This window comes from Massilia sp. IC2-477, assembly GCF_020707265.1.
GTDB lineage: Bacteria > Pseudomonadota > Gammaproteobacteria > Burkholderiales > Burkholderiaceae_D > Telluria.
This window is the reverse complement of record NZ_JAJFEQ010000001.1, coordinates 195190-218663: the sequence shown is the minus strand read 5'-3', so window position 1 is coordinate 218663 and position 23474 is coordinate 195190. Positions and strand designations below refer to the sequence as shown.

General features: G+C 63.2%; 22 protein-coding genes. 7 read left to right on the top strand and 15 right to left on the bottom strand.

Features of this window, described 5'->3' with window-relative positions:
* Positions 1-3 precede the first annotated feature (3 nt).
* From LK542_RS01040 to xapA, 10 genes are all read right to left on the bottom strand, one after another.
* Positions 4-762, bottom strand: coding sequence for a hypothetical protein (locus LK542_RS01040; protein WP_227810474.1), 759 nt, complete (start codon positions 760-762; stop codon positions 4-6).
* Between the two features lie 127 nt (positions 763-889).
* Positions 890-1627: a hypothetical protein gene (locus LK542_RS01035; protein WP_227810473.1), complete on the bottom strand. Its 738-nt coding sequence runs from the start codon at positions 1625-1627 to the stop codon at positions 890-892.
* Position 1628: 1 nt separating this feature from the next.
* Positions 1629-3026 carry a hypothetical protein gene (locus LK542_RS01030; RefSeq protein ID WP_227810472.1) on the bottom strand — a complete coding sequence of 466 codons (1398 nt, stop codon included), beginning with the start codon at positions 3024-3026 and terminating at the stop codon, positions 1629-1631.
* A gap of 9 nt (positions 3027-3035) precedes the next feature.
* Complete coding sequence (locus tag LK542_RS01025) at positions 3036-5939, bottom strand: type VI secretion system Vgr family protein (RefSeq protein WP_227810471.1); 2904 nt, start codon at positions 5937-5939, stop codon at positions 3036-3038.
* 152 nt (positions 5940-6091) lie between these two features.
* Complete coding sequence (locus LK542_RS01020) at positions 6092-6496, bottom strand: cytidine deaminase (protein ID WP_227800144.1); 405 nt, start codon at positions 6494-6496, stop codon at positions 6092-6094.
* An 8-nt stretch (positions 6497-6504) separates the two neighbouring features.
* A complete protein-coding gene (deoA, locus tag LK542_RS01015) occupies positions 6505-7827 on the bottom strand; it encodes a thymidine phosphorylase (RefSeq protein ID WP_227810470.1) in 1323 nt (440 codons plus the stop codon).
* 128 nt (positions 7828-7955) lie between these two features.
* On the bottom strand, positions 7956-10334 hold the full coding sequence (locus LK542_RS01010; RefSeq protein WP_374040103.1) for an aldehyde dehydrogenase family protein: 2379 nt from the start codon (positions 10332-10334) through the stop codon (positions 7956-7958).
* An 18-nt stretch (positions 10335-10352) separates the two neighbouring features.
* The gene (deoC, locus tag LK542_RS01005; protein WP_227810469.1) at positions 10353-11309 is read right to left on the bottom strand and encodes a deoxyribose-phosphate aldolase; all 957 of its coding nucleotides are present in this window, start codon (positions 11307-11309) and stop codon (positions 10353-10355) included.
* The gene (locus tag LK542_RS01000; RefSeq protein WP_227810468.1) at positions 11306-12499 is read right to left on the bottom strand and encodes a phosphopentomutase; all 1194 of its coding nucleotides are present in this window, start codon (positions 12497-12499) and stop codon (positions 11306-11308) included. The genes deoC and LK542_RS01000 overlap by 4 nt, the downstream gene beginning before the upstream one ends.
* 18 nt (positions 12500-12517) lie before the next feature.
* Positions 12518-13360, bottom strand: coding sequence for a xanthosine phosphorylase (gene xapA, locus LK542_RS00995; RefSeq protein WP_227800139.1), 843 nt, complete (start codon positions 13358-13360; stop codon positions 12518-12520).
* A gap of 286 nt (positions 13361-13646) precedes the next feature.
* On the opposite strand from xapA, the gene LK542_RS00990 reads away from it, so the two are divergent.
* From LK542_RS00990 to LK542_RS00980, 3 genes are read left to right on the top strand one after another with little or no spacing between them, the layout of a single operon-like run.
* Positions 13647-14786, top strand: coding sequence for a PfkB family carbohydrate kinase (locus LK542_RS00990; RefSeq protein ID WP_227810467.1), 1140 nt, complete (start codon positions 13647-13649; stop codon positions 14784-14786).
* 2 nt (positions 14787-14788) lie between these two features.
* Positions 14789-15697: a pseudouridine-5'-phosphate glycosidase gene (locus LK542_RS00985; protein WP_227810466.1), complete on the top strand. Its 909-nt coding sequence runs from the start codon at positions 14789-14791 to the stop codon at positions 15695-15697.
* A 13-nt stretch (positions 15698-15710) separates the two neighbouring features.
* Complete coding sequence (locus LK542_RS00980; protein ID WP_227800136.1) at positions 15711-16610, top strand: LysR family transcriptional regulator; 900 nt, start codon at positions 15711-15713, stop codon at positions 16608-16610.
* Here LK542_RS00980 and LK542_RS00975 read toward each other — a convergent pair whose 3' ends face one another.
* Positions 16611-16820: a hypothetical protein gene (locus LK542_RS00975; RefSeq protein WP_227800135.1), complete on the bottom strand. Its 210-nt coding sequence runs from the start codon at positions 16818-16820 to the stop codon at positions 16611-16613. It lies immediately after the preceding gene.
* A gap of 211 nt (positions 16821-17031) precedes the next feature.
* Between LK542_RS00975 and LK542_RS00970 the strand changes: the two genes are divergently transcribed.
* Positions 17032-17439, top strand: coding sequence for a hypothetical protein (locus tag LK542_RS00970; RefSeq protein ID WP_227800134.1), 408 nt, complete (start codon positions 17032-17034; stop codon positions 17437-17439).
* A 149-nt stretch (positions 17440-17588) separates the two neighbouring features.
* On the opposite strand, the gene pcp is transcribed toward LK542_RS00970, so the two are convergent.
* The 4 genes from pcp to LK542_RS00950 form a co-directional block, all read right to left on the bottom strand.
* Complete coding sequence (gene pcp, locus LK542_RS00965; RefSeq protein ID WP_227810794.1) at positions 17589-18233, bottom strand: pyroglutamyl-peptidase I; 645 nt, start codon at positions 18231-18233, stop codon at positions 17589-17591.
* Positions 18233-19186, bottom strand: coding sequence for a DUF979 domain-containing protein (locus LK542_RS00960; RefSeq protein ID WP_227810465.1), 954 nt, complete (start codon positions 19184-19186; stop codon positions 18233-18235). Before LK542_RS00960 ends, pcp begins: the two co-directional genes overlap by 1 nt.
* Positions 19183-19887: a DUF969 domain-containing protein gene (locus LK542_RS00955; protein WP_227810464.1), complete on the bottom strand. Its 705-nt coding sequence runs from the start codon at positions 19885-19887 to the stop codon at positions 19183-19185. The genes LK542_RS00960 and LK542_RS00955 overlap by 4 nt, the downstream gene beginning before the upstream one ends.
* 70 nt (positions 19888-19957) lie before the next feature.
* Positions 19958-20260 carry a YciI-like protein gene (locus LK542_RS00950; RefSeq protein WP_227800131.1) on the bottom strand — a complete coding sequence of 101 codons (303 nt, stop codon included), beginning with the start codon at positions 20258-20260 and terminating at the stop codon, positions 19958-19960.
* A gap of 160 nt (positions 20261-20420) precedes the next feature.
* Here LK542_RS00950 and LK542_RS00945 point away from each other — a divergent pair, with 160 nt between their 5' ends.
* The 3 genes from LK542_RS00945 (at position 20421) to LK542_RS00935 (ending at position 23430) form a co-directional block, all read left to right on the top strand.
* Positions 20421-20963, top strand: coding sequence for a DUF2231 domain-containing protein (locus tag LK542_RS00945; protein ID WP_227810463.1), 543 nt, complete (start codon positions 20421-20423; stop codon positions 20961-20963).
* A gap of 118 nt (positions 20964-21081) precedes the next feature.
* Positions 21082-22065 carry an alpha/beta hydrolase gene (locus LK542_RS00940; protein ID WP_227810462.1) on the top strand — a complete coding sequence of 328 codons (984 nt, stop codon included), beginning with the start codon at positions 21082-21084 and terminating at the stop codon, positions 22063-22065.
* 363 nt (positions 22066-22428) lie between these two features.
* Positions 22429-23430: a BMP family protein gene (locus tag LK542_RS00935; RefSeq protein WP_227800128.1), complete on the top strand. Its 1002-nt coding sequence runs from the start codon at positions 22429-22431 to the stop codon at positions 23428-23430.
* Positions 23431-23474 lie beyond the last annotated feature (44 nt).

Here is a 23474-nt window from a genome sequence, read left to right as displayed (position 1 = left end):
ACTTTATGAATTTGTAATACCTCTATCTTGAGGCTTAAGACGGTTCGCACGAAATATTTTCCTGTCTAAAGCCTTATGCTTGCTTACCACGTCTACCAACACTTCCTTCCCTGTCGCACGCCGGATTTTAGCGGGATAGAGGTAACAAACTAGATAGCCTCGAAAAGAAAAACCGAAACTCATCCAGCTTACAGGAACCATTGCAACCACAAGAAAAGCATGCGTGAATGGAATTCCCGTAAATTCTCGAACGCTGCGCGTCATCGGCATCAACGCTAACGCAAGCACAATGAATATCGCAAAATATCTATCACGCGGCATTTGCGTAAATTTGTAATATTTATCAAGAAGATATTGGTCTCCATTACGCATATAATAAACGCCATTCAGCTCTTCTTCATACAAGACCTCGCGCAGCGCGTCGTTCTCAAATGCGTCCTTGTACAAGGCCGAAAACTTTCGACACCACACTACGTGGCTGATGACATAAAACGCTAGCACAAATAACTTTAGCCATAGCGCGAGGCTTCCGTATATCATCAAGGCTAATAAAGGAACGATGGCAAAGAGCGAAATACTCGCACCGAACATTAGCGATATCCCGTAATATTTCGTTCGCCAATCCCAGCGCAGAGCGAACGATAAGAAGGCCAGAAGCAGCGAAATCGCCAAGACTAGAAAAACTAACCGCGCGACTGGATTTGCTGTAAGTGGAATGTGTGGTGCAGCACCATAAGCGAGAGGCAGAGTGACAAAACTCATGAGAAACGGAAGGCACGCGCAGATGCCGACGAGCCTCGATGGGCGCATCCCTTTTGGGTTGATATCATCTAAATTTCTCAAAATGGGGAAGTTACTTCCACATGTCGCGCGGTCATAGTGAAACGCTTTAACTTGTTTTTCCGGGAAATGCTAGCCTAAGAACTTTATCGTTTTTTCTCTCAAGCTCACTCAAAACCGAGAGTTGACCAATCGCAATCCCTACGATCTGCAAGATTGTTGCGATAACAATCAAGGACGGGATACTCCAGGCAAATATACTGAAGATTGGAAAAACCTTCCTAAGTGTGAATCCAGCGAGCATCGATATGACCAGCGATGTCGACACAACTGGATCCATTTTTGCTGGAATTCCAGGGATGTAGATTGAGGCTGATAATTTCAAGCTTTCTATGATTCTGTTCCAATCGATCACGCCTTGGCCTGCCTTGTAGTGTCGATCTAGAATCCGCTCACCTTTCTGCCCCCATTGCTCGCGAAACTTACTGACTCCCTCCGCAACGTTCGCATAAAAAACCACAAATGAAAAAAGGCATAAAATCGATTTTCCAATGACACCGATCGAACCAGCCCAAAATATCGGAAGCACTAAACACATCATCAACCATAAGACACCAAATCCAGCCGAAATATTAAACATTATCAGGGCTCGCACCCGATCTTCGCTCCTTGAAAAAAGCACAATCTGAATAACCAGGGCGCCTACGGTTATCGGAACACTGAAGTATAAGAAGGATAGCGCAGCACTATCTCCTCCAAATTTTGCGGTGATTGCCCATCCTCCAAGGGTCGCGCCTGCCGACAAGAGCGCAGAAAAATAAATTCTAGAGACGGATCTGCTTAACATGTTATCTCGCCAATTCAGCCACTGATTGCTTGATTTTGAAGGCGTTGTCCAGTTTATCGACTGCATACGCTGCTGCGATATAGCCGCCAACCACTACTAGAACTACTGCAGCAACAGGTACGGCTACTCCGCCGGCTAGAGCAGTCAGCCCTGCTACGCTGATTGCTGCAATAGCGCTACCAATCGCCGCAGTCGCCCCAGCCTTCGCAATCGAGACACCAGCGCGGCCGAGAAACTCGGATAGGTCCCTGCTGCCTTTTTCATCAACGTAGACGTTGTGCGCATCGACAAACAGATCGATGATCGTCCCCACAACCTGTATTTTTAAACCGCCTTTAAAATTATTGACCGTCGTCAACATAATGCGACGCGCGCCGCCAAATCGCGCCATGCCCGTCCTTCCGAAGCCGCCATCAAGGAATTTGGTCGCTTCGGATCCTAGGGCAGCGCTCTTATGGACGGTTTTGGACGTTTTTATGAGACCGGCGGATTCAGCAAGAAACCTCGATATGGGCTTCCCTTTCAGTATCGCCTTATATGCACCTTTCGTTTTCTTCTCAATACGGACAACCATTGAAAGCTTGTCCAGAGTTCTCAAATTCTCCTGAAGATAGCCAGCAGTTTCCTTGAACTCATTACTTGTAACAAAGGAGCTCCCAGCAATGGCCGTCGCTGTGGCAGCCAGGGCATCAATAAGTTTCGAATCGTCACGCGTTTTGTCAGAGATCGTAAAAACCTGACTCGGGGTACCTGTCACCGCGCCGCTCTCGAGCTGCTTCAAAACCTCCGGACGAATCTCCTGCTGTTCTACATCGACAACCGCTACATACTCCGCTATCTCTGGAGGTTCGGGAGTATAGGAATAGTCGAAGCGGCTGCGCCCTATGTCAGTGAGAAGTGGCAGTTTTGGCTCGAGCGAAGAGAAAATGCTTAATTGGGGTTGCGCCACTCCTAGGGGGTCAGCTGCGGTACAGGAGAAGCTCTCTTTTCTTGCCCCGATTGCAACTAACAGAGGCTCAGGCTTTTCTTTAGGATCGCTTCCATAGCGTGAGGAGTCGAGTATGGATACCTCATATCTTCCGATAACGGCACCATCGGCGCTAAGAACAAGATGCCCTTTGAAGTCTCGCCCCACCCAAAGGTGAAACCGCTCGCCATCGAGGAACAGCGCGGTCTTCAACAGTTTCTTTTCTCTCGGACTATAAAATGCTGACTGCGACTCGACGGTATAAATGGCATTGCTCTTAAGATTGATATCGAAAAAGACATCGCGGTGCTTGCGCAAAATGACTTTTACGTTGTCGGCCGAGCGCCAGCACTGCACACGCTCTCCAGGCAGATCAATACATACCTCTTGCGCCGTCGGCTTCGATGTGGAACCTGTGTTCTTAGCACCCATTCACTGGCCTCACTTGCGTCGCGGCTGATTTGCGCCAAACGGCCCTAGCGGGACGTTCTTGATCACTGCCTTCCCACTCCCATCCAGTACAGCCTTTTTCTCTGAACCAGAGGAGAACGCCAAGCTGATTGGCTCATCGGTGAGAGCATTGCCATCGGCATCGACATACTCGATCTCAAGGTCACGCTTTATGTTGAGCTCGGACACTTTCATAGCTAGCTCCGGGCTGGATACACTGACCGGCCCAGCCAGCTCTTTCTTACTCGCCTTGAACTCCACATTCCCCGGCGCGTGCACCTCGATGTTCCCCCCTTCCAGCTTGATGTAGGCCCCCTGTGCAGTCAGCAGCACATGTTTCTTCGGCGCCGCAATCGTCACCGATTTCGTCACGCTGGCCACCGTGATCTTCTTGTCCGCCGTCAGTCGCGTCGGTCCAGACTGGCTCTGGCAGCTCAGCTTCCCGCTGGCCGCGTGCAACTTGATCCCCACCTCCTGATTCGGCTTATCCTTATTGGTCGCTTTCCCGTACGTGAACAAGCTGATGCCCTTCGCAACCAGCATGGACGAACTTCCCTGCGCGACCATGTTGATGTCCTGTCCCGCCACGATGGAGCTGCTGGTCCCCGCCGACAGCACGGCATCCGCCGGCGTAGTCACCACAATCCCTGCTGGACTCGACAATTGCAGCTGCGGCTCGCTGAACGCCGCCGCCCCGCCTTCTTCTGCAGCGATCACCTCCGCGCTGTGGCGCATCTCCTTGATCGCTGCGATCTCTTCCGGCGCCGGCTCCCCCTCGAGCTTGGCGTTATGCTTCTGCGCCAAACCAGCCATGTCCACCTGCAGCTGATGGCTCTCCTCGATCTGCGCCACCGCTTCGCGCGCATCGAGTTGGCTGCCGCTGGCGCCTGCTCGAGCATCCGTCGACAGCAGCATGCCCTTCCCAGCCCGCATCGCCAGGCTGTGCGCGGTCTTCAGCTCGGCGCCGAAACCGACCGTCGCCAGACGTTCGTTATCGGTCTGGTGCACCAGATGCCCCAGGTTCAGCTCGGCCGTTCCCTGATGTACCTTCATGTGACACTGCAGCGCGATACGCGCCCGCCCCGGACTGTCATCGAACACCAGTTGGCTGTAGGCCCCAGTGCCGGACTGGCTGTCGCCCATGCTCTGCGACTTGAACCCTGACAGCACGGCCGCATGACCATGTCCCCCGCCCTCGCCGGGGAACCATGGCGGCGCATTTCCGGTCATCGCACCAGGGCCGCTCGCCACCTGGTTGTGCTGCGCATCCGGCTGCCCGCGCCCGTTGTACAGGGCGCCAATAACCACCGGCCGGTCTATGTCCCCTTCGATGAAATCGACCAGCACTTCCTGTCCCACGCGCGGCACCATGTTGCTGCCCCAATTGGCGCCGGCGACCGGTGTCGCGATCCGCACCCAGGTCCCGGCCGTGTCGTCGCCGGGCGCGCCGGTATGGCCCTCGGCTGACGGATGCGACATGCGGCTGTGGCTCGCCGCACCGCGCTGCCAGTGGAACTGCACCTTGATGCGGTGATCCCGGTCGGTGTGGACCACCGCCCCCGGCGGACCGACGACAATCGCGGTCTGCTGCCCGCGCACAGTCGGGCGGGGATGCAGGAAGCGTCCGTGCTCTTCCTGCCCGGTGCTGCGATACGGGACGCTGGCGGGCATGGCTTCGATCCGGTTGCGGTACAGCGGCCGTTCGCCGTCGAGCTGTCGCGGGATCCTGAGCTCGGCGTCGTGCGCACCGATGCCGGCGACCGGGCCGCGTCCCAGCAGCTTCTCGACCGTCTGCAGCATGTCCGCGGTGAGGTTGTTATGCATGAGGTGCCGGGCGCCGACGATGATGAAGCGGCGCGCATCGTCGCCGTCGAGTGCGTCGAACCGGGCATGTCCGTGCAGCGTGAAGCTGGTGCCCGGCGCGAAGCTGCGCACGGTGCCCGCGGCGACGTGGAGCTGGCGTGCGGCCTCGCAGGCCTGAATCTGGTTTTCCGCGAGCCGCTCGCCCTGCTCACGCATCTCCCAGGCGTACACGCCAGGCGCGTCGCGGCTGAGCAGCAGGTCGCCTGACACGTCGGCACCGGAGGCCGAGACCTGACGCTGGCGTACCGTGCGATAGTCCCAGCTCCCCAGCTCGATGGCATTTGTCAGCAGGCGCGATTCGGTGCGCCAGCGGTCGATGCTGTCGGCCTTCATGACGGCGCCGGGCCGCGTGAAGTCGACATCCGATTGCAGGTTCGGCTGGAACGCCCCATTGTGGTCGGCGATCACCATGGTGTGCTGGCCGAGCGTGGCGCTGTCCGCATCGCCTTCATGCTCGAAGAAGTAGAACAGCCCCTCTTCGTGCATCAGGCGCTCCACAAAAGCCAGGTCGCTCTCCTGATACTGCGTGGTCAGGCTGCGCTTCGGATAGATGCTGCGGTCGGCGATCTCCAGCCGCCATTGCGGCGCCAGCCTGGCCCGTCCCGCATAGCTGCCGAACACGACGTCCAGGATGTCGAACACCGACATGTCCTGGAAGATGCGGCTATCCCGGCCCAGCGCCAGAAAGCCGGTCCACGGTTCCAGCGTCAAGGTATAGCGCACGAAGCCGCCGTTCGCGCCGCTCATCTCCATCGTGCTGACGTAGCCGTGGAAGGGCCGCAGCACGCTCGTGTCGGCGGTGAGCAGCTCAAGCAGCGCCGGCTGCCCGACCAGCGATTTCAGCGGAATGCCGACGTCCGTAGAGAGCGCGTCGATGGCGAAGCGGAAGCCGCGGCTGATCCCCTCCTCGCCGCGCATGCATTCCGCCAGCAGTTCGGTGCCGAGCGGCGTCGTGAGCCTGAGCAGGCGGGTGTCCTGCGTGTAGCTACCAAAGGCAGCCAACAGGCTGGCAATCTGGGCGTGTTCCAACATCGTTTCCTCCCACGCGATGCAACGCGATCAGGCGATTACACGCCCGGATCGCACATCTGCTTTTGAGGAAGCTCAGTCTGCTTGCTGTTCGGAAAACAAAAAAGCGCTGCCGTGTTGCCACGTGCAGCGCTTCGTGATCAGAGAGTGAGGTCTCAGGTGTTCAGGTCGCGGCCGCCGAAGGCGTTCGGCAGTTGTTCCGCGGCGGTGGTCTCGAACACGTCGCCCTTCAGGTTGGTCAGCACCACCGGCAGCGCATTGCCGCCCAGTTCCAGGATCACCTGGCGGCAGGCGCCGCAGGGAGCGATCGGGCCGTCGGTTTGGCCGATCACCGCCAGCGCGGTGAAGTCGCCCGGCTGGTAGCCCTGGGCGATCGCACTGAAGAAGGCGGTGCGCTCGGCGCAGTTGCACAGGCCGTAGGACGCGTTCTCGATATTACAGCCGCGGAAAATGCGGCCGTCCTTGCATTCCAGGGCCGCGCCCACCTTGAACTTCGAGTACGGGGTGTAGGCCAGTTCGCGCGCGGCGCGCGCTTCGTCGATCAGTTTTGCGTATTTCATCTGGGGCCTCAAGGACGGATGGTCTTGTAGATCATCGGCTCGGCAGCCGGCTTCGCGGCGCCGATCTGGTAGGCCGCCTGCACCTGGCGCACCGCCCGCTCGGCAGCCTCCACGGAGCGTGCGTGAACCATCGCCAGCGGCTGGCCGACGGCGATGCTGTCGCCCAGTTCGACCAGGTTGGTGAAACCGACGGCGAAGTCGATCGAGTCCTGCGGACGCACACGGCCGCCCCCCAGGGCCACCACGGCCAGGCCCAGGCCACGGGTGTCGACCGAGCTCGCAAAGCCTGCCTGCAGGCTCGGCGCCGGCACAATGACCGGCGCGGTTTCCAGGTGCGCGTCCGGCTTGTCCATCAGGTCGGCCGGGCCGCCCAGGGCGCTGACCATGCGCGCGAAACGCTCGGCCGCTTCGCCCGAATCCAGCGCCGCCTGCAGCTTGGCGCGGGCTTCGCCATCGTTCGCGGCGATACCCGAGATGACCAGCATCTCGGCGCACAGCGCCATCGTCACTTCGTGCAGGCGCGCGGGGCGCGACTTGCCGGTCAGGTAGTCGATGGCGACGCGCACTTCGACGGCGTTGCCGGCGGCGTGGCAGAGCGATTCGTTCATGCCGGTCAGGATTGCCGAGGTGCGGGTGCCGGCGCCATTGCCGACGTGGACGATGCTCTCGGCCAGCTCCACCGACTTTTCATAGGTCGGCATGAAGGCGCCGCTGCCGACCTTCACGTCCATCACCAGCGCGTCCAGGCCGGCGGCCAGCTTCTTCGAGAGGATCGAGCCGGTGATCATGGCCACCGATTCCACGGTCGCCGTGGTGTCGCGGATGCTGTAGAAGCGCTTGTCGGCCGGCGCCAGCTGCGCGGTCTGGCCGATGATGGCCACGCCCACGTCTTTCACCACCTTGCGGAAGGTGTCCGGATCCGGCACGGTGCTGTAGCCGGGGATCGAATCGAATTTATCGAGGGTGCCGCCGGTGTGGCCCAGGCCGCGGCCCGAGATCATCGGCACGTAGCCGCCGCAGGCGGCGATCATCGGGCCGAGCATGAGCGAAACCACGTCGCCGACGCCGCCGGTCGAGTGCTTGTCGACCACGGGGCCCGGCAGGTCCAGGGATTTCCATTCCATCACCAGGCCGGAATCGCGCATCGCCAGCGTGAAGGCGACGCGTTCGTCCATGGTCATGTCGTTGAAGTAGACGGCCATCGCGAGTGCGGCGATCTGGCCTTCGGTGGTGCTGCCGTCCGGGATGCCGCGCACGAAGAACTGGATCTCTTCGGCGCTCAGGATGCCGCCGTCACGCTTTTTGCGGACGATTTCTTGGGGGAGGAACATATCAAACCTTTTCTATAACGTAGGGTGGGCGGGTCTCCCGCCCACGCGGTGATAGTTGGCATCTGCCCCACCGCGTGAGCGGCAAAGCCGCCCACCCTACCAATGCGCCATGCAAGCGCTAACGATACTTAAACGCCGTACGGAATCCAGACGTTCTTGACTTGCGAAGCGTGCTGCAGCACGGTGCGGCCGCAGGCCTGCTTCGCATCGAACCAGTCACGGCCCTTAGCGCCGCCGACCCAGGTGCGCTTGAGCGATTCAGCCGACAGGCGTTCCACTTCCGCGCAGCCTTCCGCCGAACCATCATGACGCCACACCGCATCCACGTCCGAGTGCGACGCCAGCGTGCGCGCCAGTTCGGAAGCCGAACCAGTGACGATGTTCAGCGCACCACCCGGCAGGTCCGAAGTATCCAGCACCTGGTACAGGTCGGTCGCCGACAGCGGTGCGGCCTCCGACGGTACAGCCACCACACGGTTGCCCAATGCCAGCGCCGGGGCGACCAGCGAGATGAAGCCCAGCAGCGGGTTCTCGTTCGGGCAGATGATGCCGATCACGCCGACCGGTTCGTTCAGGGCCACGGTGATGCCGTGCATCGGCGGCTGGTGGGCCTGGCCGTCGTACTTGTCGCACCATGCGGCCCAGTAGAACAGGCGCTCGATCGAGGCCTGGACTTCGCGAGCGGCGTCTTTCGCACCGGTCTGCGCGGCGATGCGCTGGGCGAATTCGTCGGCGCGGATCGCCAGGTTCTCGGCGATGTAGTACAGCACCTGGGCGCGGTTGTGCGCGGTGGCCTTGGACCAGCCGGATGCCTTGTGCGCCGCTTCCACCGCGTTGCGGATGTCCTTGCGATTGCCTTCGCCGACGTCGGCCAGGAAGGCGCCGTTGGCGCCGTTGATCGCGCGGCTGTAGGCGCCGTCCGGGCGCGCCTGCTTGCCGCCGATGTACAGCTTGGCGGTGCGGTCGACGGCAAACGGGCTGCCCTCTTCCGATGCCTTGACGCGGCCCTTTTCAGGCGCCACCGGCGCGGCCGGGCGTGCATCTTCCGACAACGGGGTCAGGTATTCGTACATGCCCTCTTTGCCGCCTTCGCGGCCGAAGCCCGATTCCTTGTAGCCGCCGAAGCCGCAGGCTGCGTCGAACTGGTTGGCGGTGTTAATCCACACCACACCGGCCTTGATCTGCGGCGCCACGTCCAGCGCCAGCGAGATCGATTCCGACCACACGCAGGCGGCCAGGCCGTACACGGTGTTGTTTGCCAGCTGTACCGCTTCGCTCGGGGTGCGGAAGCTCATCGCCACCAGCACCGGGCCGAAGATTTCGGCTTGCGCGACGGCGGCCGAGGTCGAGGCGCCGGTGATCAGGGTCGGCAGGTACCAGGAACCGGCGGTCGGCGCTTCGCACGAAGGCTGCCAGATTTCGCAACCTTCGGCGCGTGCCGATTCCACCAGACCGTGGATGCGCTGCTGCTGGATCGGATCGACCAGCGCGCCGATGTCGTTCGATTTATCCAGCGGCGAGCCGACGCGCAGGTTCTGCATGCGTGCCTTGACCTTGGCGATGAAGCGGTCATACACCGATTCCTGCACCAGCAGGCGCGAGCCGGCGCAGCAGACCTGGCCCTGGTTGAACCAGATCGAATCGACCAGGCCTTCGACAGCGGCGTCGAGGTCCGCATCGTCGAACACGATGAAGGGCGACTTGCCGCCCAGTTCCAGCGACAGCTTCTTGCCGGTGCCGGCCGTCGCCTTGCGGATGATGCGGCCGACTTCGGTCGAGCCGGTGAAGGCCAGCTTGTCGATGCCCGGGTGGTTGACGATGGCTTCGCCCACGGCGCCGTCGCCGGTGACGATGTTGACCACGCCCGCCGGCACGCCGGCCTGCTGGCAGATCTCGGCGAACAGCAGTGCGGTCAGCGGCGTGAACTCGGCCGGCTTGAAGACGATGGTGTTACCGGCGGCCAGCGCCGGAGCGATCTTCCATGCCAGCATGAGCAGCGGGAAGTTCCACGGCACGATCTGGCCGACCACGCCCACGGCGCGGTAGTCGGCGAATTCTTCTTGCTGCAGCTGGGCCCAGCCGGCGTGGTGGTAGAAGTGGCGCGCGGCCAGCGGCAGGTCGGCATCGCGGGTTTCGCGGATGGTCTTGCCGTTGTCCAGGGTCTCGAGCACGGCGAACAGGCGCGAGTGCTTCTGCAGCAGGCGCGCCAGCGAATACATGATCTTGGCACGGCCATGGCCGCCCAGCGCCACCCAGCCCGGCTGCGCGCGGCGTGCGGCCTGCACGGCGCGTTCCACGTCGTCCGCGGTGGCTTGCGTCACTTGCGCCAGTTCGCTGGCATCGGCCGGGTTGTTGGTGGCGAAGGTGGTCGCAGCTTCCGTCCATGCGCCATCGATGAACAGGCCAAAACGGCGTCCATGCTGGTCCAGCCACGCATTCGCTTCCTTGGTGCTTTCTGGTGCGGGGCCGTAATCCATAGTCTGAAGAATCTCTTTAATAGTTGGCATGACGAATCCGTTGCTGTTTTATGGTTGCGCGTGGCGATGGGCGGCCGAGTAGTTGCCGGTCACGTAGTGTTCGAGCTGGCGTTCGATGTCGGTCATCAGGCTCGAGGCGCCGATGCGGAACAGGTGCGGCCGCAGCCAGTCGTTGCCGAGTTCTTCCTTCATCACGGTCAGGTACTGCAGCGCGGCCTTGGCAGTCGAGACGCCGCCGGCCGGCTTGTAGCCGACCTGGAAGCCGGTCTGCTCGTAGTAGTCGCGGATCGCGCGGGTCATCACCAGCGACACCGGGATGGTGGCGTTGACGCCCTCTTTACCGGTCGAGGTCTTGATGAAATCGGCGCCGGCCATCATGCAGACCATCGAGGCCTTGGCCACGTTGTCCAGGGTGACGATGTCGCCGGTGGCAAGGATCGCCTTGACGTGCGCTTCGCCGCAAGCCTGGCGGTAAGCCACCATCTCGTCGTACAGGGCTTGCCAGTTGCCGGTCAGGACGTGCTGGCGGGTGATCACGATGTCGATCTCGGTCGCACCGGCGGCCACCGACAGTTCGATCTCGCGCAGCTTGGTTTCCAGGCTGGACAGGCCGGCCGGGAAGGCGGTCGACACCGCAGCGATCGGCAGGCGGCCCTGCAGCACCTTCACGGCCGGCCCGATCATCTCGTGGTACACGCAGACGGCGCCGGTGGTGAGCGATTCCAGGCCGAGGGCCTGCATCAGGTCGGAACGCAGCGGGCGCATCGCCTTCATGCACAGGCGCTCGACGCGGCCCGGGGTGTCGTCGCCGCCCAGGGTGGTCAGGTCCATGCACTCGACGGCGCGCACCAGCCAGGCAGCCTGGTATTCCTTCTTGACGGTACGACGGTTCGCCAGGCTGGCGGCGCGGCGGTCGGCCGCGTTGCGGTTCACCTTGACGTGCTTGACCAGGCCGAGGTCGAGGCCGACGGCGGTGTTACGTTTGAAATCCAGGGGCTGGGTCATAGCAGTGCGGTTCCGTTCGAAAGGGGTTTGACGCCAAGGTGCTTGGCAAGGGTTGCGCCAATATCAGAGAAGGTATTCGCGGTCGGCAGTTCCTGCGGGGCGACGTTCGGGCCGAAGAAGATCATCGGGATGTGCTCGCGGGTGTGGTCCGAGCCCGGCGCGGTCGGGTCGCAGCCGTGGTCGGCGGTGATGACGACCAGGTCGCCGTCCTTCAGCTTCGCCATGAATTCCGGCAGGCGCGCGTCCAGCTCGTGCAGCGCATTCGAGTAGCCGGCGACGTCGCGGCGGTGGCCGAAGTGCATGTCGAAGTCGACGAAGTTCACGAAGGTCAGGGACTTCGACGACGCGGTGTCGGCCACTTCGACCAGGCGATCGAACAGGGCCATGTTGTCGGCGCCCTTGATCAGCTGGGTCACGCCCTGGGCCGCGAAGATGTCGCTGATCTTGCCCAGTGCGATCACCTCGCCGCCCGCATCCTTCACGTGATCCAGCAGCGTTGGAGCGGTCGGCGGCACGGCGTAATCGTGGCGGTTGCTGGTGCGCTTGTATTTGCCGTTCTCGCCCAGGAAGGGACGCGCGATCACGCGGCCGATGTTGTAGGGCTTGACCAGTTCATACGCCGCTTCGCAGACTTCGTACAGGCGCTCGAGGCCGAAGTGCTCTTCGTGCGCGGCGATCTGCAGCACCGAGTCAGCCGAGGTGTAGAGGATCGGCTTGCCGCTGGCGACATGCTCGTCGCCGAGTTCGTCGATGATGGTGGTGCCCGAAGCGTGGCAGTTGCCCAGCCAGCCCGGCACGCCCGTCAGCGCTTGCAGCTTGTCGGTCAGCTCTTTGGGGAAGGACGGCACGGTCTTCGGGAAGTAGCCCCAGTCGAACAGCACCGGCACGCCGGCGATTTCCCAGTGGCCGCTCTGCGTGTCCTTGCCGGTCGACTGCTCGCGCGCGACGCCCCAGGCGCCCTGGAAACCGTCGCGCTGGCTGAAGCCCGCGGCCCATTCGCCGCTGGCCTTGTGCGCGGCTGCGGCCAGGCCCAGGCGCTCGAGGTTGGGCAGCGACATCGGCTTGCCCTCTTTCGCGGCCCAGGCAGCGATGTGGCCGAAGGTATTGGCGCCTGCGTCGCCGTACTTGTCGGCGTCGGGCAAGGCGCCCAGGCCGAACGAGTCAAGCAGGAGGATGAATGCGCGTGACATGGGATCTCGCTAAAGGGTTTAAGCGGCGCTGCGCGGGGTCGAACCGAAGCGCTCGATGAAGGAATGGATCAGGGTGACCAGGTCCTTGGCCGCGATCGCGGCGTACTTCAGGGTCTGCTCGTGCGACAGCGGGAACGGGCTCAATCCCTCGGCCAGGTTGGTAATCGCCGAGATGCCGGCGACCTTCAGGCCGCAGTGGCGCGCCGAAATCACTTCCGGCACCACCGACATGCCGACCACGTCGGCGCCGAGCGCCTTGAATGCGCGGATTTCGGCGGCCGTTTCGAAGTTCGGGCCCGGGCAAGCCAGGTACACGCCTTCGTTCAGGGTAATGCCCTTGCTTGCTGCGGTTTCCTTGATCAGGGCGCGCAGCTCGGCGTCGTAGGCGTTGGCCATGCTGAAGAAGCGCGGGCCGAAGCGTTCGTCGTTCGGGCCGGCCATCGGGCTGCCCGGCAGCAGGTTGATGTGGTCGTTCAGGACCACGACACTGCCCGCATCCACTTCAGGGCGCAGTGAGCCGGCGGCGTTCGTTACCAGCAGCATTTCGCAGCCGATCAGCTTGAAGGTGCGCACGGCCGAGGTCATGACGTTGGCGCCGTAACCTTCGTAGAAGTGGCCGCGGCCCTTCATGCACACGACCGGCACGCCAGCCAGGGTACCCAGCACCAGTTCGCCGGCGTGGCCATGCACGGTGCTGATTGGGAAGCCCGGCAGGTCGGCGTAGCTGATCGAAACGGCATCAAGCATCTGCTCGGCCAGCACGCCCAGGCCGGAGCCCAGGATCAGTGCAGCGCGCGGTGCGAAACCGGGCTTGCGGGCCTTGATGACTTCTGCTGCTTCGAATGGGGTATTGCTGAACATGGTCGTCCTTGTGTGCGGAATCGGGAGATGGTGTGAGGAGGCTGGACACAGCTTTGCTACAGAACAGTAAGCAAGGGGCACATATCAGCCGGAATATTATAACTATGCATGAGGGCGAATATGTATGGCAAATACCATTTTTCTTGTCGATTTATTGGTTTAAAAAATAAATCAAACGGTGTATTGTTGACATGCAGATACAGCACACCAAGATTGTTTTGACAGTTGCAAAACATTTACCTAGTATCGATAAACATTTGTTTATCGGAAACCTCCGCCGACGACCGTGACCGAGCTGCCCAAAAAAGAACAGTTGTACGAGTTGATCCGCGCGAACCCCTTCATTTCGCAGCAGGACCTTGCCACCCAACTGGGCTTGTCGCGCTCGGCGGTAGCGAACTACATCGCCACCCTGGTGCGCGAACGCCGCATCCTGGGACGCGCCTACGTGCTGCCGGACCAGCGTCCGATCCTGTGCATCGGCGCCTCCAACCTGGACCGCAAGCTGCGCACCCTCGACAGACTGGTGCTCGGCACCTCGAACCCGGCCAGTCAGGATGAATCCTTCGGCGGCGTGGCGCGCAACATCGCGGAAAACCTGGCGCGCCTGGGCGCCCCCACGGCCCTGATCACGGCGGTCGGCAATGACGCTTCCGGCCGCGCCCTGCTCGCCCATGCCGAGGACGCCGGCATCGACACCCGCGGCGCACTGCGCCTGGACGGCGTCGCCAGCGGCGCCTATACCGCGGTGCTGGACCAGGACGGCGAGATGGTCGTGGCGCTGGCCGACATGGCGCTGAACGACCGCCTGAACCCCGCCTTCCTCGCCACCCGCCAGCAGCAGCGCGCCAGCGCCGCCCTGGTGGTGGCCGACCTGAACCTGCCGCGTGACAGCATCGCCGCCCTGCTCGACGATTCGGTGCGCGACGGCGTGCCGCTGGTGCTGGTGGCGGTGTCGGAGCCGAAGATGGCGCGCCTGCCGCACAACCTGCTCGGCCTGCGCCTGCTGATCCTGAACGAAGGCGAGCTGGCGGTACGCGTCGGCCGTGAATTGGACAGCGACGCCGCCATCGGCGCCGCCTGCGTCGAGGTGCAGCGCCAGGGCGCGCAGGACGTGGTCGTCACACGCGGCGCGCGCGGCGTCATGTATACCTCCCCCACCGGCGTGATGCGCCTGGACGCGCCGTCAGTCGACGTGGTCGACGTCACCGGCGCGGGCGACGCCTTTGCCGCCGCCGTCGCCTGGTCGCTGCACAGCGGCAGCGAAGGTGCCAGCGAAGGCGCGGACCTGGGCCTGGCCTGCCGCCGCGGCCTGCAGTTGTCCGCCCTGACCATCGAATGCGAGCAGACCGTCTGCCCGGCGCTCGAACCCGGCCAGCTGGACGTCCCGTCTGCCATCCCCCTCAACGAATCCGTACTGGACTGAGCATGCAATCCTTCCTCCTGTTCTCGCCCGAAGTGGCAAGCGCGCGCGCTAGCGGCAAACCCATCGTGGCGCTCGAATCGACCATCATCTCGCACGGCATGCCCTATCCGCAGAACGTGCAGACCGCACGCGAAGTGGAAGACGTGATCCGCGCCGCCGGCGCGGTGCCGGCCACCATTGCCATCATCGACGGCAGGATCTGCGTCGGCCTGTCCAACGAGCAGCTGGAGCTGCTGGGCTCCTCGCCCGACGCCATGAAAGTCAGCCGCCGCGACCTGGCCTACGTGCTGTCGCAGAAGCGCCTGGGCGCCACCACCGTGGCCGCGACCATGATCTGCGCCCAGCTGGCGGGCATCGAAGTCTTCGTCACCGGCGGCATCGGCGGTGTGCACCGCGGCGCCGAGACCAGCTTCGACATCTCGGCCGACCTGCAGGAGCTGGCCCACACCAGTGTGGCCGTGGTCTGCGCCGGCGTGAAATCGATCCTGGACATCGGCCTCACCCTCGAATACCTGGAAACCCACGGCGTGCCGGTGCTGAGCGTCGGCCAGCCGGGCTTCCCGGCCTTCTTCACGCGCGAGAGCGGCTTCAAGGCCGACTTCCAGCTCGACACGCCGGAAGAACAGGCAGCTTTCATCCGCACCAAGTGGCAGCTCGGCCTGGCCGGCGGCGTGGTGGTGAGCAATCCGGTGCCAAGCGAATCCGCCATGCCGACCAAGGAGATCGACACCATCATCAGGCTGGCCCTGATCGAGGCGGACCAGCAGGGCGTGAAAGGCAAGGCGGTCACGCCCTTCCTGCTCGGGCGCATCAAGGAACTGACGGAGGGCCGCAGCCTGGCGACCAACATCGCGCTGGTCAAGCACAACGCCCTGGTCGGCGCGCGCCTGGCCGTGGCGCTGAACGCCTGATCGTTCACGCGCCATGTCGATCGACCTGAAACAGCTGCGCTACTTTCTCGCGGTCGCGGAAGAAAAAAGCTTTTCGCGCGCCGCCGAGCGCCTGCACATCTCGCAGCCGCCGCTGAGCCAGCAGATCATGAAGCTGGAAAGCGAACTCGGGGTGCGCCTGTTCACCCGCACCACGCGCAGCTTCGAGCTGACGGTGGCGGGCAAGGCCTTGATGACGGAAGCGGCCGAGCTGCTGGCCAAGATGCGCATGACGATCGACACCATCCGCCAGATCGACCGCGGCGAAGTGGGCCGCTTGCGGGTGGGCATCGTCGGCTCAGCGATGTGGGGGCCGATCCCCGCCCTGCTCGAACGCTTCCAGAGTCAATATCCGCGGGTGACCTGGACCATCCACGAGCTCGGGCCGAACGACCAGTGGGAAGCGCTGCGCGCCAGGCAGATCGACGTCGGCTTCTGGCGCGAACCGCGCATCGAGGGGGACGTGCTGAAACAGGCCGGCCTGCGCCAGGACCTGTGCTTCCAGGAGAACGTGTGCGTGGCGATCAACGAGAAGCATCCGCTGGCGCAGCAGGATGCGATCGAGCTGACCGACATTGCGAGCGAACCGATGCTCACCCTGCACCTGGACCAGTCGGCCGAGCCGCGCTACCTGATCCAGTGCTGCGTCAACGCCGGCTTCCAGCCGACCATCTTCCAGGAAGCGGCCGAGCCGCAGACCCTGCTGGCCATGGTCGGCGCGGGCCTGGGCGTGGCGCTGCTGCCGCAAACCACCAGCCGCATCGGCTGGCCGGGCGTGCGCTTCCTGCCGATCCGGACCGATCCGCCGTCGGCGAATCTCTATATAGCCTATCCGGTGGAGGGCGATGCGCCGGTGGTGCGGGCCTTCCTGAACATCCTGTTCCCGGAAGAGTAATTACTGGCGCTTGATCTCGACCGCCACCGTGCTGAGCGAGGCGATCTGGTGGCGGCGTTCCACCGGGCGGGTCAGTACCCGCATCGTGACTTCGAGCGGCACGCCCATTTTCGCCAGCTCGGTAGCGGCGCGGGGACGGCCTTCGCTGGCCGCCTCGTGGATGGCGGCGTCGATGAGCAGTGCAGTCTTGTAATCAGTTCGTCGGTCCATTGATTGATCCTAACATTCCCCTAGCCTGCACTCCAAGGCAAACCCTTTTAAGAGAACCAATCACAACACCCGATCCCATAAATTTTGTTACTGAGGCAATTATTTCTTTATTCTGCGTTACTTCGCGCACCGTTCTCGGCAGCCTACTAGTGCAAACTCTTGTCAAAAGATGAACAACAACCTGAACAAAACCTTTTACAAGGAGCACACCATGAAAACCACCGCTACCCTCTCCGCCCTGATGCTGGCTGTTGCTGTGATGGCCACCGGTTGCAAGAAAGCCGACAACGATCCAAGCACCGGTCCTGCCCAGGAAGCCGGCGCCGCGATCGACGCAACCGCAGCTGCTGCTGCCCAGAACACCAAGGAAGCCGCACAGAACGTCGAAAACGCAACCGAAAACGCTGCTGCACGCGTCGACGCCGCTGCTGACCGCGCTGGCGAAAACATCGAGCAGGCTGCCGACAAGGCCGGCCAGAACATCAAGGAAGCCGGCGCCGAAGTGAAACAGGAGTCGAAGGAAGCCGCCGCTGAAGTCAAGGCTGCTTCGGACAAGGTCGGCGACAAGACCGGCGCCGCCCTGGAGCGCGCTGGCGAGAAACTGCAGGAAAAGCGTTAATTCCTGAAGTACTGAAGTAGGAGCGTCTAACAAAACCCCGAGGGCAAGGCGCAGCGTCGAAGACAGTACGCTAGTACGGCGAGACGATGCAACGCAGTCATCGGGGGAATTGTTAGGCGCTCAAGACGTGGCGCAGCCCGGCGGGCGACTCAGTGGGTCGCCCCGCCGGCCTGCGCCACGTCGCGTTCCACCCTGGTCGCTGTCTCCACCGCCGTCATGATGCCCAGGATGATGTCGTCCAGCGCCATCGCCGGCGGATCGTCCGGCCGCTCCTCGACCTGCTCCGGCAGGTAGGGCACGTGGATGAAACCCGCCTTCACCGGCTTGCCCGCCGTGTGATGCATCAGCCCATAGAACACGTGGTTGCACACGAAGGTGCCCGCGGTCTGCGACACTCCCGCCTTCAAGCCCTTTGCGCGCATCTTCGCCACCATCGCCTTGATCGGCAGGGTGGTGAAGTAGGCCGCCGGTCCGTCGGCGCGGATGGCGCGGTCGACCGGCTGCTGGCCGGCGTTATCGAGGATGGACGCGTCGTCGATGTTGATCGCCACCCGCTCCACCGAGATCTCGGCGCGCCCGCCGGCCTGGCCGACGGCGATCACGATGTCGGGCTGCAGCTCGTCGACCAATGCGGCCAGCACGCGGTTGGCCTCGTCGAACACGCAGGGCAGCTGGCGCGCTTCGACCCGAAAGCCCTCGCCGCTCCAGCCTTCGAGCGCGCGCACGGCCTCCCAGGCCGGGTTGATTGACGCCTTGTTGAAGGGTTCGAAACCAGTGAGCAGGACAGTTTTCATCATTGGTTCATCAGGAAGTACAAGAGGAAGATGTTCGCCACCAGCAGCGGCAGCGCGGTCGGGATCTGGGCCCGGATCACGGCATTCTTGTCGGGCAGCTCGAGCAGCGCGGCCGGCACGATGTTGAAGTTCGCCGCCATCGGCGTCATCAATGTACCGCAATAGGCGCTGAACATGCCGATCGCCGCCATCACTGCAGGGTTGGCGCCATACACGCCGACCAGCACCGGAATGCCGACGCCGCCCGCCATCACGGGGAAGGCGGCGAAGCCGTTGCCCATCACGATGGTGAACAGCGCCATGCCGATGCAGAACACCGCTACCGCGACGAAGCGCGAATCCAGGCCGATATAAGAGGTGCTCACGTGGGCCACCGCCTTGCCCACCCCGGCCTCGGTGAACAGCAGGCCGAGCACGGCCAGCATGTGCGGCAGCACCACGGCCCAGCTCATCGCATCGACCAGGCGCCGCGCTTCGCGCACGCCCTGCAGCGGGGTGGAACGCGTCAGCCAGCAGGCGGCAAGCAGCGCCACCAGCGCGGCGATGCCGAGGCTGACCAGGGTCAGGTGCTTCTGGTCGAGCAGCGGCAAGCCGCCTACCTGCACGTCCTTGAAGACGGTCGCGCCCAGCATGGTCACCAGCGGCAGCAGCAGCGCCGGGATGAACAGGCGGTTGCCCAGGCGCGCGCTGGCGGCGCGGCGTTCTTCTTCCGGCAGCACGGCCGCCTTGCCGGCGGTGACACCCTTGAAGCCGGCGACCAGCGCCATCAGGATCATCAGGGCGCCTACCAGCGCAGGCGGCAGGAGCTCGCCGGCCAGGTAGAGCAGCGCGTACAGGCCCCAGAACAGCGCGGTGCTGAAGCGGCGCGGATTGCTGCGGTCGACCAGGTTCATCGCGGCCACCGCCACGAACAGCAGGCCGACCAGCACATAGAAGTGTTCGAGCGTGATCATGCCGCCTTTTCTCCCGCGGTCATCTCGCGGCGGATGCGCGCGTCTAACCTACGCAAGTTCCAGGCGTGGATGATGAAAGCGCTGACCGCGGTCGGAATGCCCCACAGCGCGATGTGCAGCGGGTTCACCTCGATGCCCTCGGCGTTCAGGATGGTCTGCATCAGCACGATGGCGCCGAAGGCCACGAAGATGTCTTCGCCGAAGAACAGGCCGACGTTGTCGGTGGCGGCCGACATCGCGCGGATGCGGTGGCGCAGCGCGTCGGGCAGGCTGCCATAGCGGGTTTCTGTCGCGGCTTCGGCCATCGGCGCGACCAGCGGACGCACCATGTTCGGATGGCCGCCCAGGCTGGTCAGGCCGGCGGCGGCCGACGTCTCGCGGGCGAACAGGTAGACAATCAGGAGCCGTCCGGCGGTAGCCGACTTCACCTTCGCGATTGCCGCCTGCGCGCGTTCGCGCAGGCCGAAGCGCTCCAGCAGGCCGATGGTGGCCAGCGGTAGCAGCAGGATCAGCGGCAGGTTGCGTGTCTTCACAAACGCGGCGCCGAGCGAAGCAAGGATGGCTTCTACCGGCATTGCGGCGGCCAGGCCGGTGACGCCGCAGGCGGCGACCACCACCAGCACGGGATGCGCGCGCAGCAGGAAGCCCGCGACGATGACCGCGACACCCAGCAGCGGCCACAGGTTGACGGCAGTTTGCATGAACTCTCCGGCTCAGTTGAAAGCCGGGCAATCTTACCGCAAGTCTAGTCCGAATTTACTATTGGAAAGCTCAGCCGGGACGGACCGGGTTGAAGGCGTCGTCGCCGACCACCGTGTTCCACTGGCGTACGTGGAAGGCGCGCACCAGGCCGTGGGTGACGTAGGGGTCCTTGGCGGCGAACATCTGCACCGGTTCGGGCGTATCGCAGCTGAACATCAGGACGGCGTGGTCGCTCGGGTCGGCCAATGCGCCGGCAATTACGAGCTCGCCGCGCTGCTGCGCTTCCCAGGCCAGCTTCAGGTGCTCGTCGCGGAACTCGCCGCGGCGTTCGAGGTAATCGGGGGCGAGGTCATACATGAGCAGATAGTGCACGAGATCTCCGAGGGTAGGGGCCCGTTGGGCGGAATATCGATCTTACTTGATCGCGGCGAACCATGGCGGCGCTTGTGTCGGGCTCTGGCCCAAGCGTGCGTTCCCCTCCTCCGGCCTATGCCACACTCATCCCGACAGCAACCAACGCATGGAGCACGCCATGAACAAGATCACCATTGCCGGCCAACCTCTGCATTCGGTCCTGAGCGCGGCGCCGGCCATTCTCATTCCCTTCGGTTTCATCCTCGACGCCATGCATAGCGCCACCGGCGACGAGGACTATGCGAAAGCCTCCTACCTGAGCATGGGCGCGGGCATCGTCGGCGGGCTGGCGGCCAGCGTGGCGGGCGTGGCCGACTACGTGGCCGAGAAGCCGCAGGCGGCCGAGGCCAAACGCGAAGGCCAACTGCATGCTGCGCTGACCGGTGCGGCCCTGCTGGTAGGCGCGGCCAACCTGGTGCTGCGGCGCCAGGGCAGCCATGCCCGTGGCGGCTCGCTGGCCCTGACGGCGCTGTCCGCGGCGGGCGTGTTGGCGTCGGAATACCTGGGCAAGCGCATGTCGACGGACACGGGCACGGGCGGCACCGAACACGCCGAAGCGGGCGTCCATACCGACGCCGACAAGGTCCGCATCGACCATACGGTGACCGACGTCGAACAGTACGTCACCGCCGGCCCATCGACGAAACACGCGCCGGAGTAAGCACCTTTCCCTGCTTGCTGTTGTAATAAGCCAACTGTTCCGCTACTCAGCAGTAACGCTATCCACTGAGCGAAGTGCCGCACAGAACAAACGTTCGCGGCAGGGGTAGACTGGAACCATGGACACTTCAAAGAAAATGGCAGCGGGGATTACGGGTTTCGCCAGCTTTCTCTGGTTGACCCTGACGGCCGCCGTGGCGGCCAATCAGCGCCGCCTCGTGTTCAACCCCTGCATCACCCCGGAAGTGGAAAGCCCGCGCAGCACCGGGCACCGCACCCGTCCGATCGTCCTGCGCGCCAAGGATGGCACCCGCCTTTGCGGCTGGCTGCTCACGCCCCTGGTGCCGGGCCCGCGTCCCGCCGTCATGTACTTCGGCGGCCGCTCCGAGGAAGTGTCCTGGGTCGCGCGCGACGCCGGCAAGCTGTTCCCCGGCATGACCGTGCTGGTCATGAACTACCGCGGCTACGGCCAGTCGCACGGCGTGCCGGAAGAAATCAACATGATCGAGGACGGCTGCACCCTGTTCGACTGGCTCGCCGCCCTCGGCCAGGTCGACGCCGCCCGCATCGCCGTGGTCGGCCGCAGCCTGGGCTCGGGTGTCGCGGTGCAGGTGGCCAAGGAACGGCCGGTGCACTCGGTGGTCCTGATCACCCCCTACGATTCGATCCTCGCGATCGCCAAGCGGCGCTTCCGCGTGATGCCGATCGAGTACATGCTGCGCCACCGCTTCGAGTCGATCAAGTACGCGCCCTCGCTCAAGGCCCCGACCTACGTGCTGCGCGCGCTTGAAGACGACGTGGTGCCGCACTCGCACACCGACCAGCTGGTGCAGAAGCTGGCCACGCTGGTGGGCGACGACACCGTACCAGGCTCGGACCACATGAACATCCCCTACCTGGAAGCGACCCAGGCCCTGATCGCCAGTTTCCTCACGCGCCAGTTCGCCAAGCCGGCCGCCACGCCGCAACTGCCGGCCGGCGACGCGCCGCAGGTCGTGGCCGAAGTGGGCAAGGAAGTCGGTCCCAAGCCGGAGCCCGTTGCCACGACTACCCTGCCTGCGACCGCATCCGCCGACGATGCATTGAGCGCAATCGCAAAATAATCCCGCGTTTTGGCGGCACTTATATTTCCTTGGAATAAATTGCCAAGTAAAATGGTATTTGTCATCAAACTGTCGCTTGATGCATATTTGACAGGCTGAGCTGCGAGCATTCAGATTCCTGAGAAAGCGCGGCGTCGCGGCGGTGTTCGCCTCCGGGCCTGTTGCAATCAAGCTACATGCAGCAAGGCCTGTCGAGAGAATCACCACCGCGATACAAATCGTAACCCCTCGGGCGCCGTCCGGCTGACACAATGCGCATCGCATTGCCAGGCTCTACGGCGCCGTTGGCGATGCAGCTTGCGCAGCCCGTTCCTCGCCTACGGTTGGGCCGGGTACAATACCGAAATTCCAGGAGCCTCATTCATGAAATTCAAGCAACTCACCATGACCATTGCGGCGCTGTGCGTCGCCGGCAGCGCAGCTGCAGCACCGGCCGCGCCGAAGCTGGGCATGGTCTACGATGCGGGCGGCAAGTTCGACAAATCGTTCAACCAGTCGGCCTTCGAAGGCCTGCAGCGCTTCACCAAGGAAACCGGCATCAAGGTGCTCGAAGTCCAGGCCAACAGCGACACCCAGGCCGAACAGGTGATGCGCGGCCTCGCACGCAAGAAGGTCGACCTGATCGCGGCGATCGGCTTCTCGCAGACCCAGGCAGTGCAAAAGGTCGCCAAGGAGTTCCCGAACGTGCGCTTCGTGCTGATCGACAGCATCGCGCAGGGTAACAACATCAACTCGGTGATGTTCAAGGAACAGGAAGGCTCCTACCTGGTGGGCGTCGCCGCCGCCATGGCCTCCAAGTCGAAGAAGCTGGGCTTCGTCGGCGGCATGGACATCCCGCTGATCCGCGCTTTCGCCTGCGGCTACAGCCAGGGCGCCAAGGCCCAGTTCCCGAAAGTCGAGATCATGCAGAACATGGTCGGCACCACCGCAGCGGCCTGGAACGATCCGGCCAAGGGCGGCGAGCTGGCGCGTGCGCAGTTCGACCGCGGCGCCGACGTGGTGTTCGCGGTGGCCGGCGGCAGCGGCATGGGCGCGCTGCAGATGGCCAAGACCAAGGGCAAGCTGGCGATCGGCGTCGACTCGAACCAGAACTACCTCCACCCGGGCAACATGCTGACCTCGATGGTCAAGCGCGTGGACAACGCCATCTACGAATCCTTCATGGCGCAAAAGAACGGCACCTGGAAGGGTGGCGTCACCTACAAGGGCCTGAAGGAAGGCGGCGTGGACTGGGTCCTGGACAAGGACAACCGCGCAGTCGTCACGCCGGAGATGGAAAAGCGCGTGAACGCTGTGCGCACCGACATCATCAACGGCAAGATCAAGGTCGTCGACTACCGTACCGCAGGCAGCTGCCCGGTCTGATTCACCTATCCCCATGAAAAAGCGCGCCGCGCCGGTCAACCCGG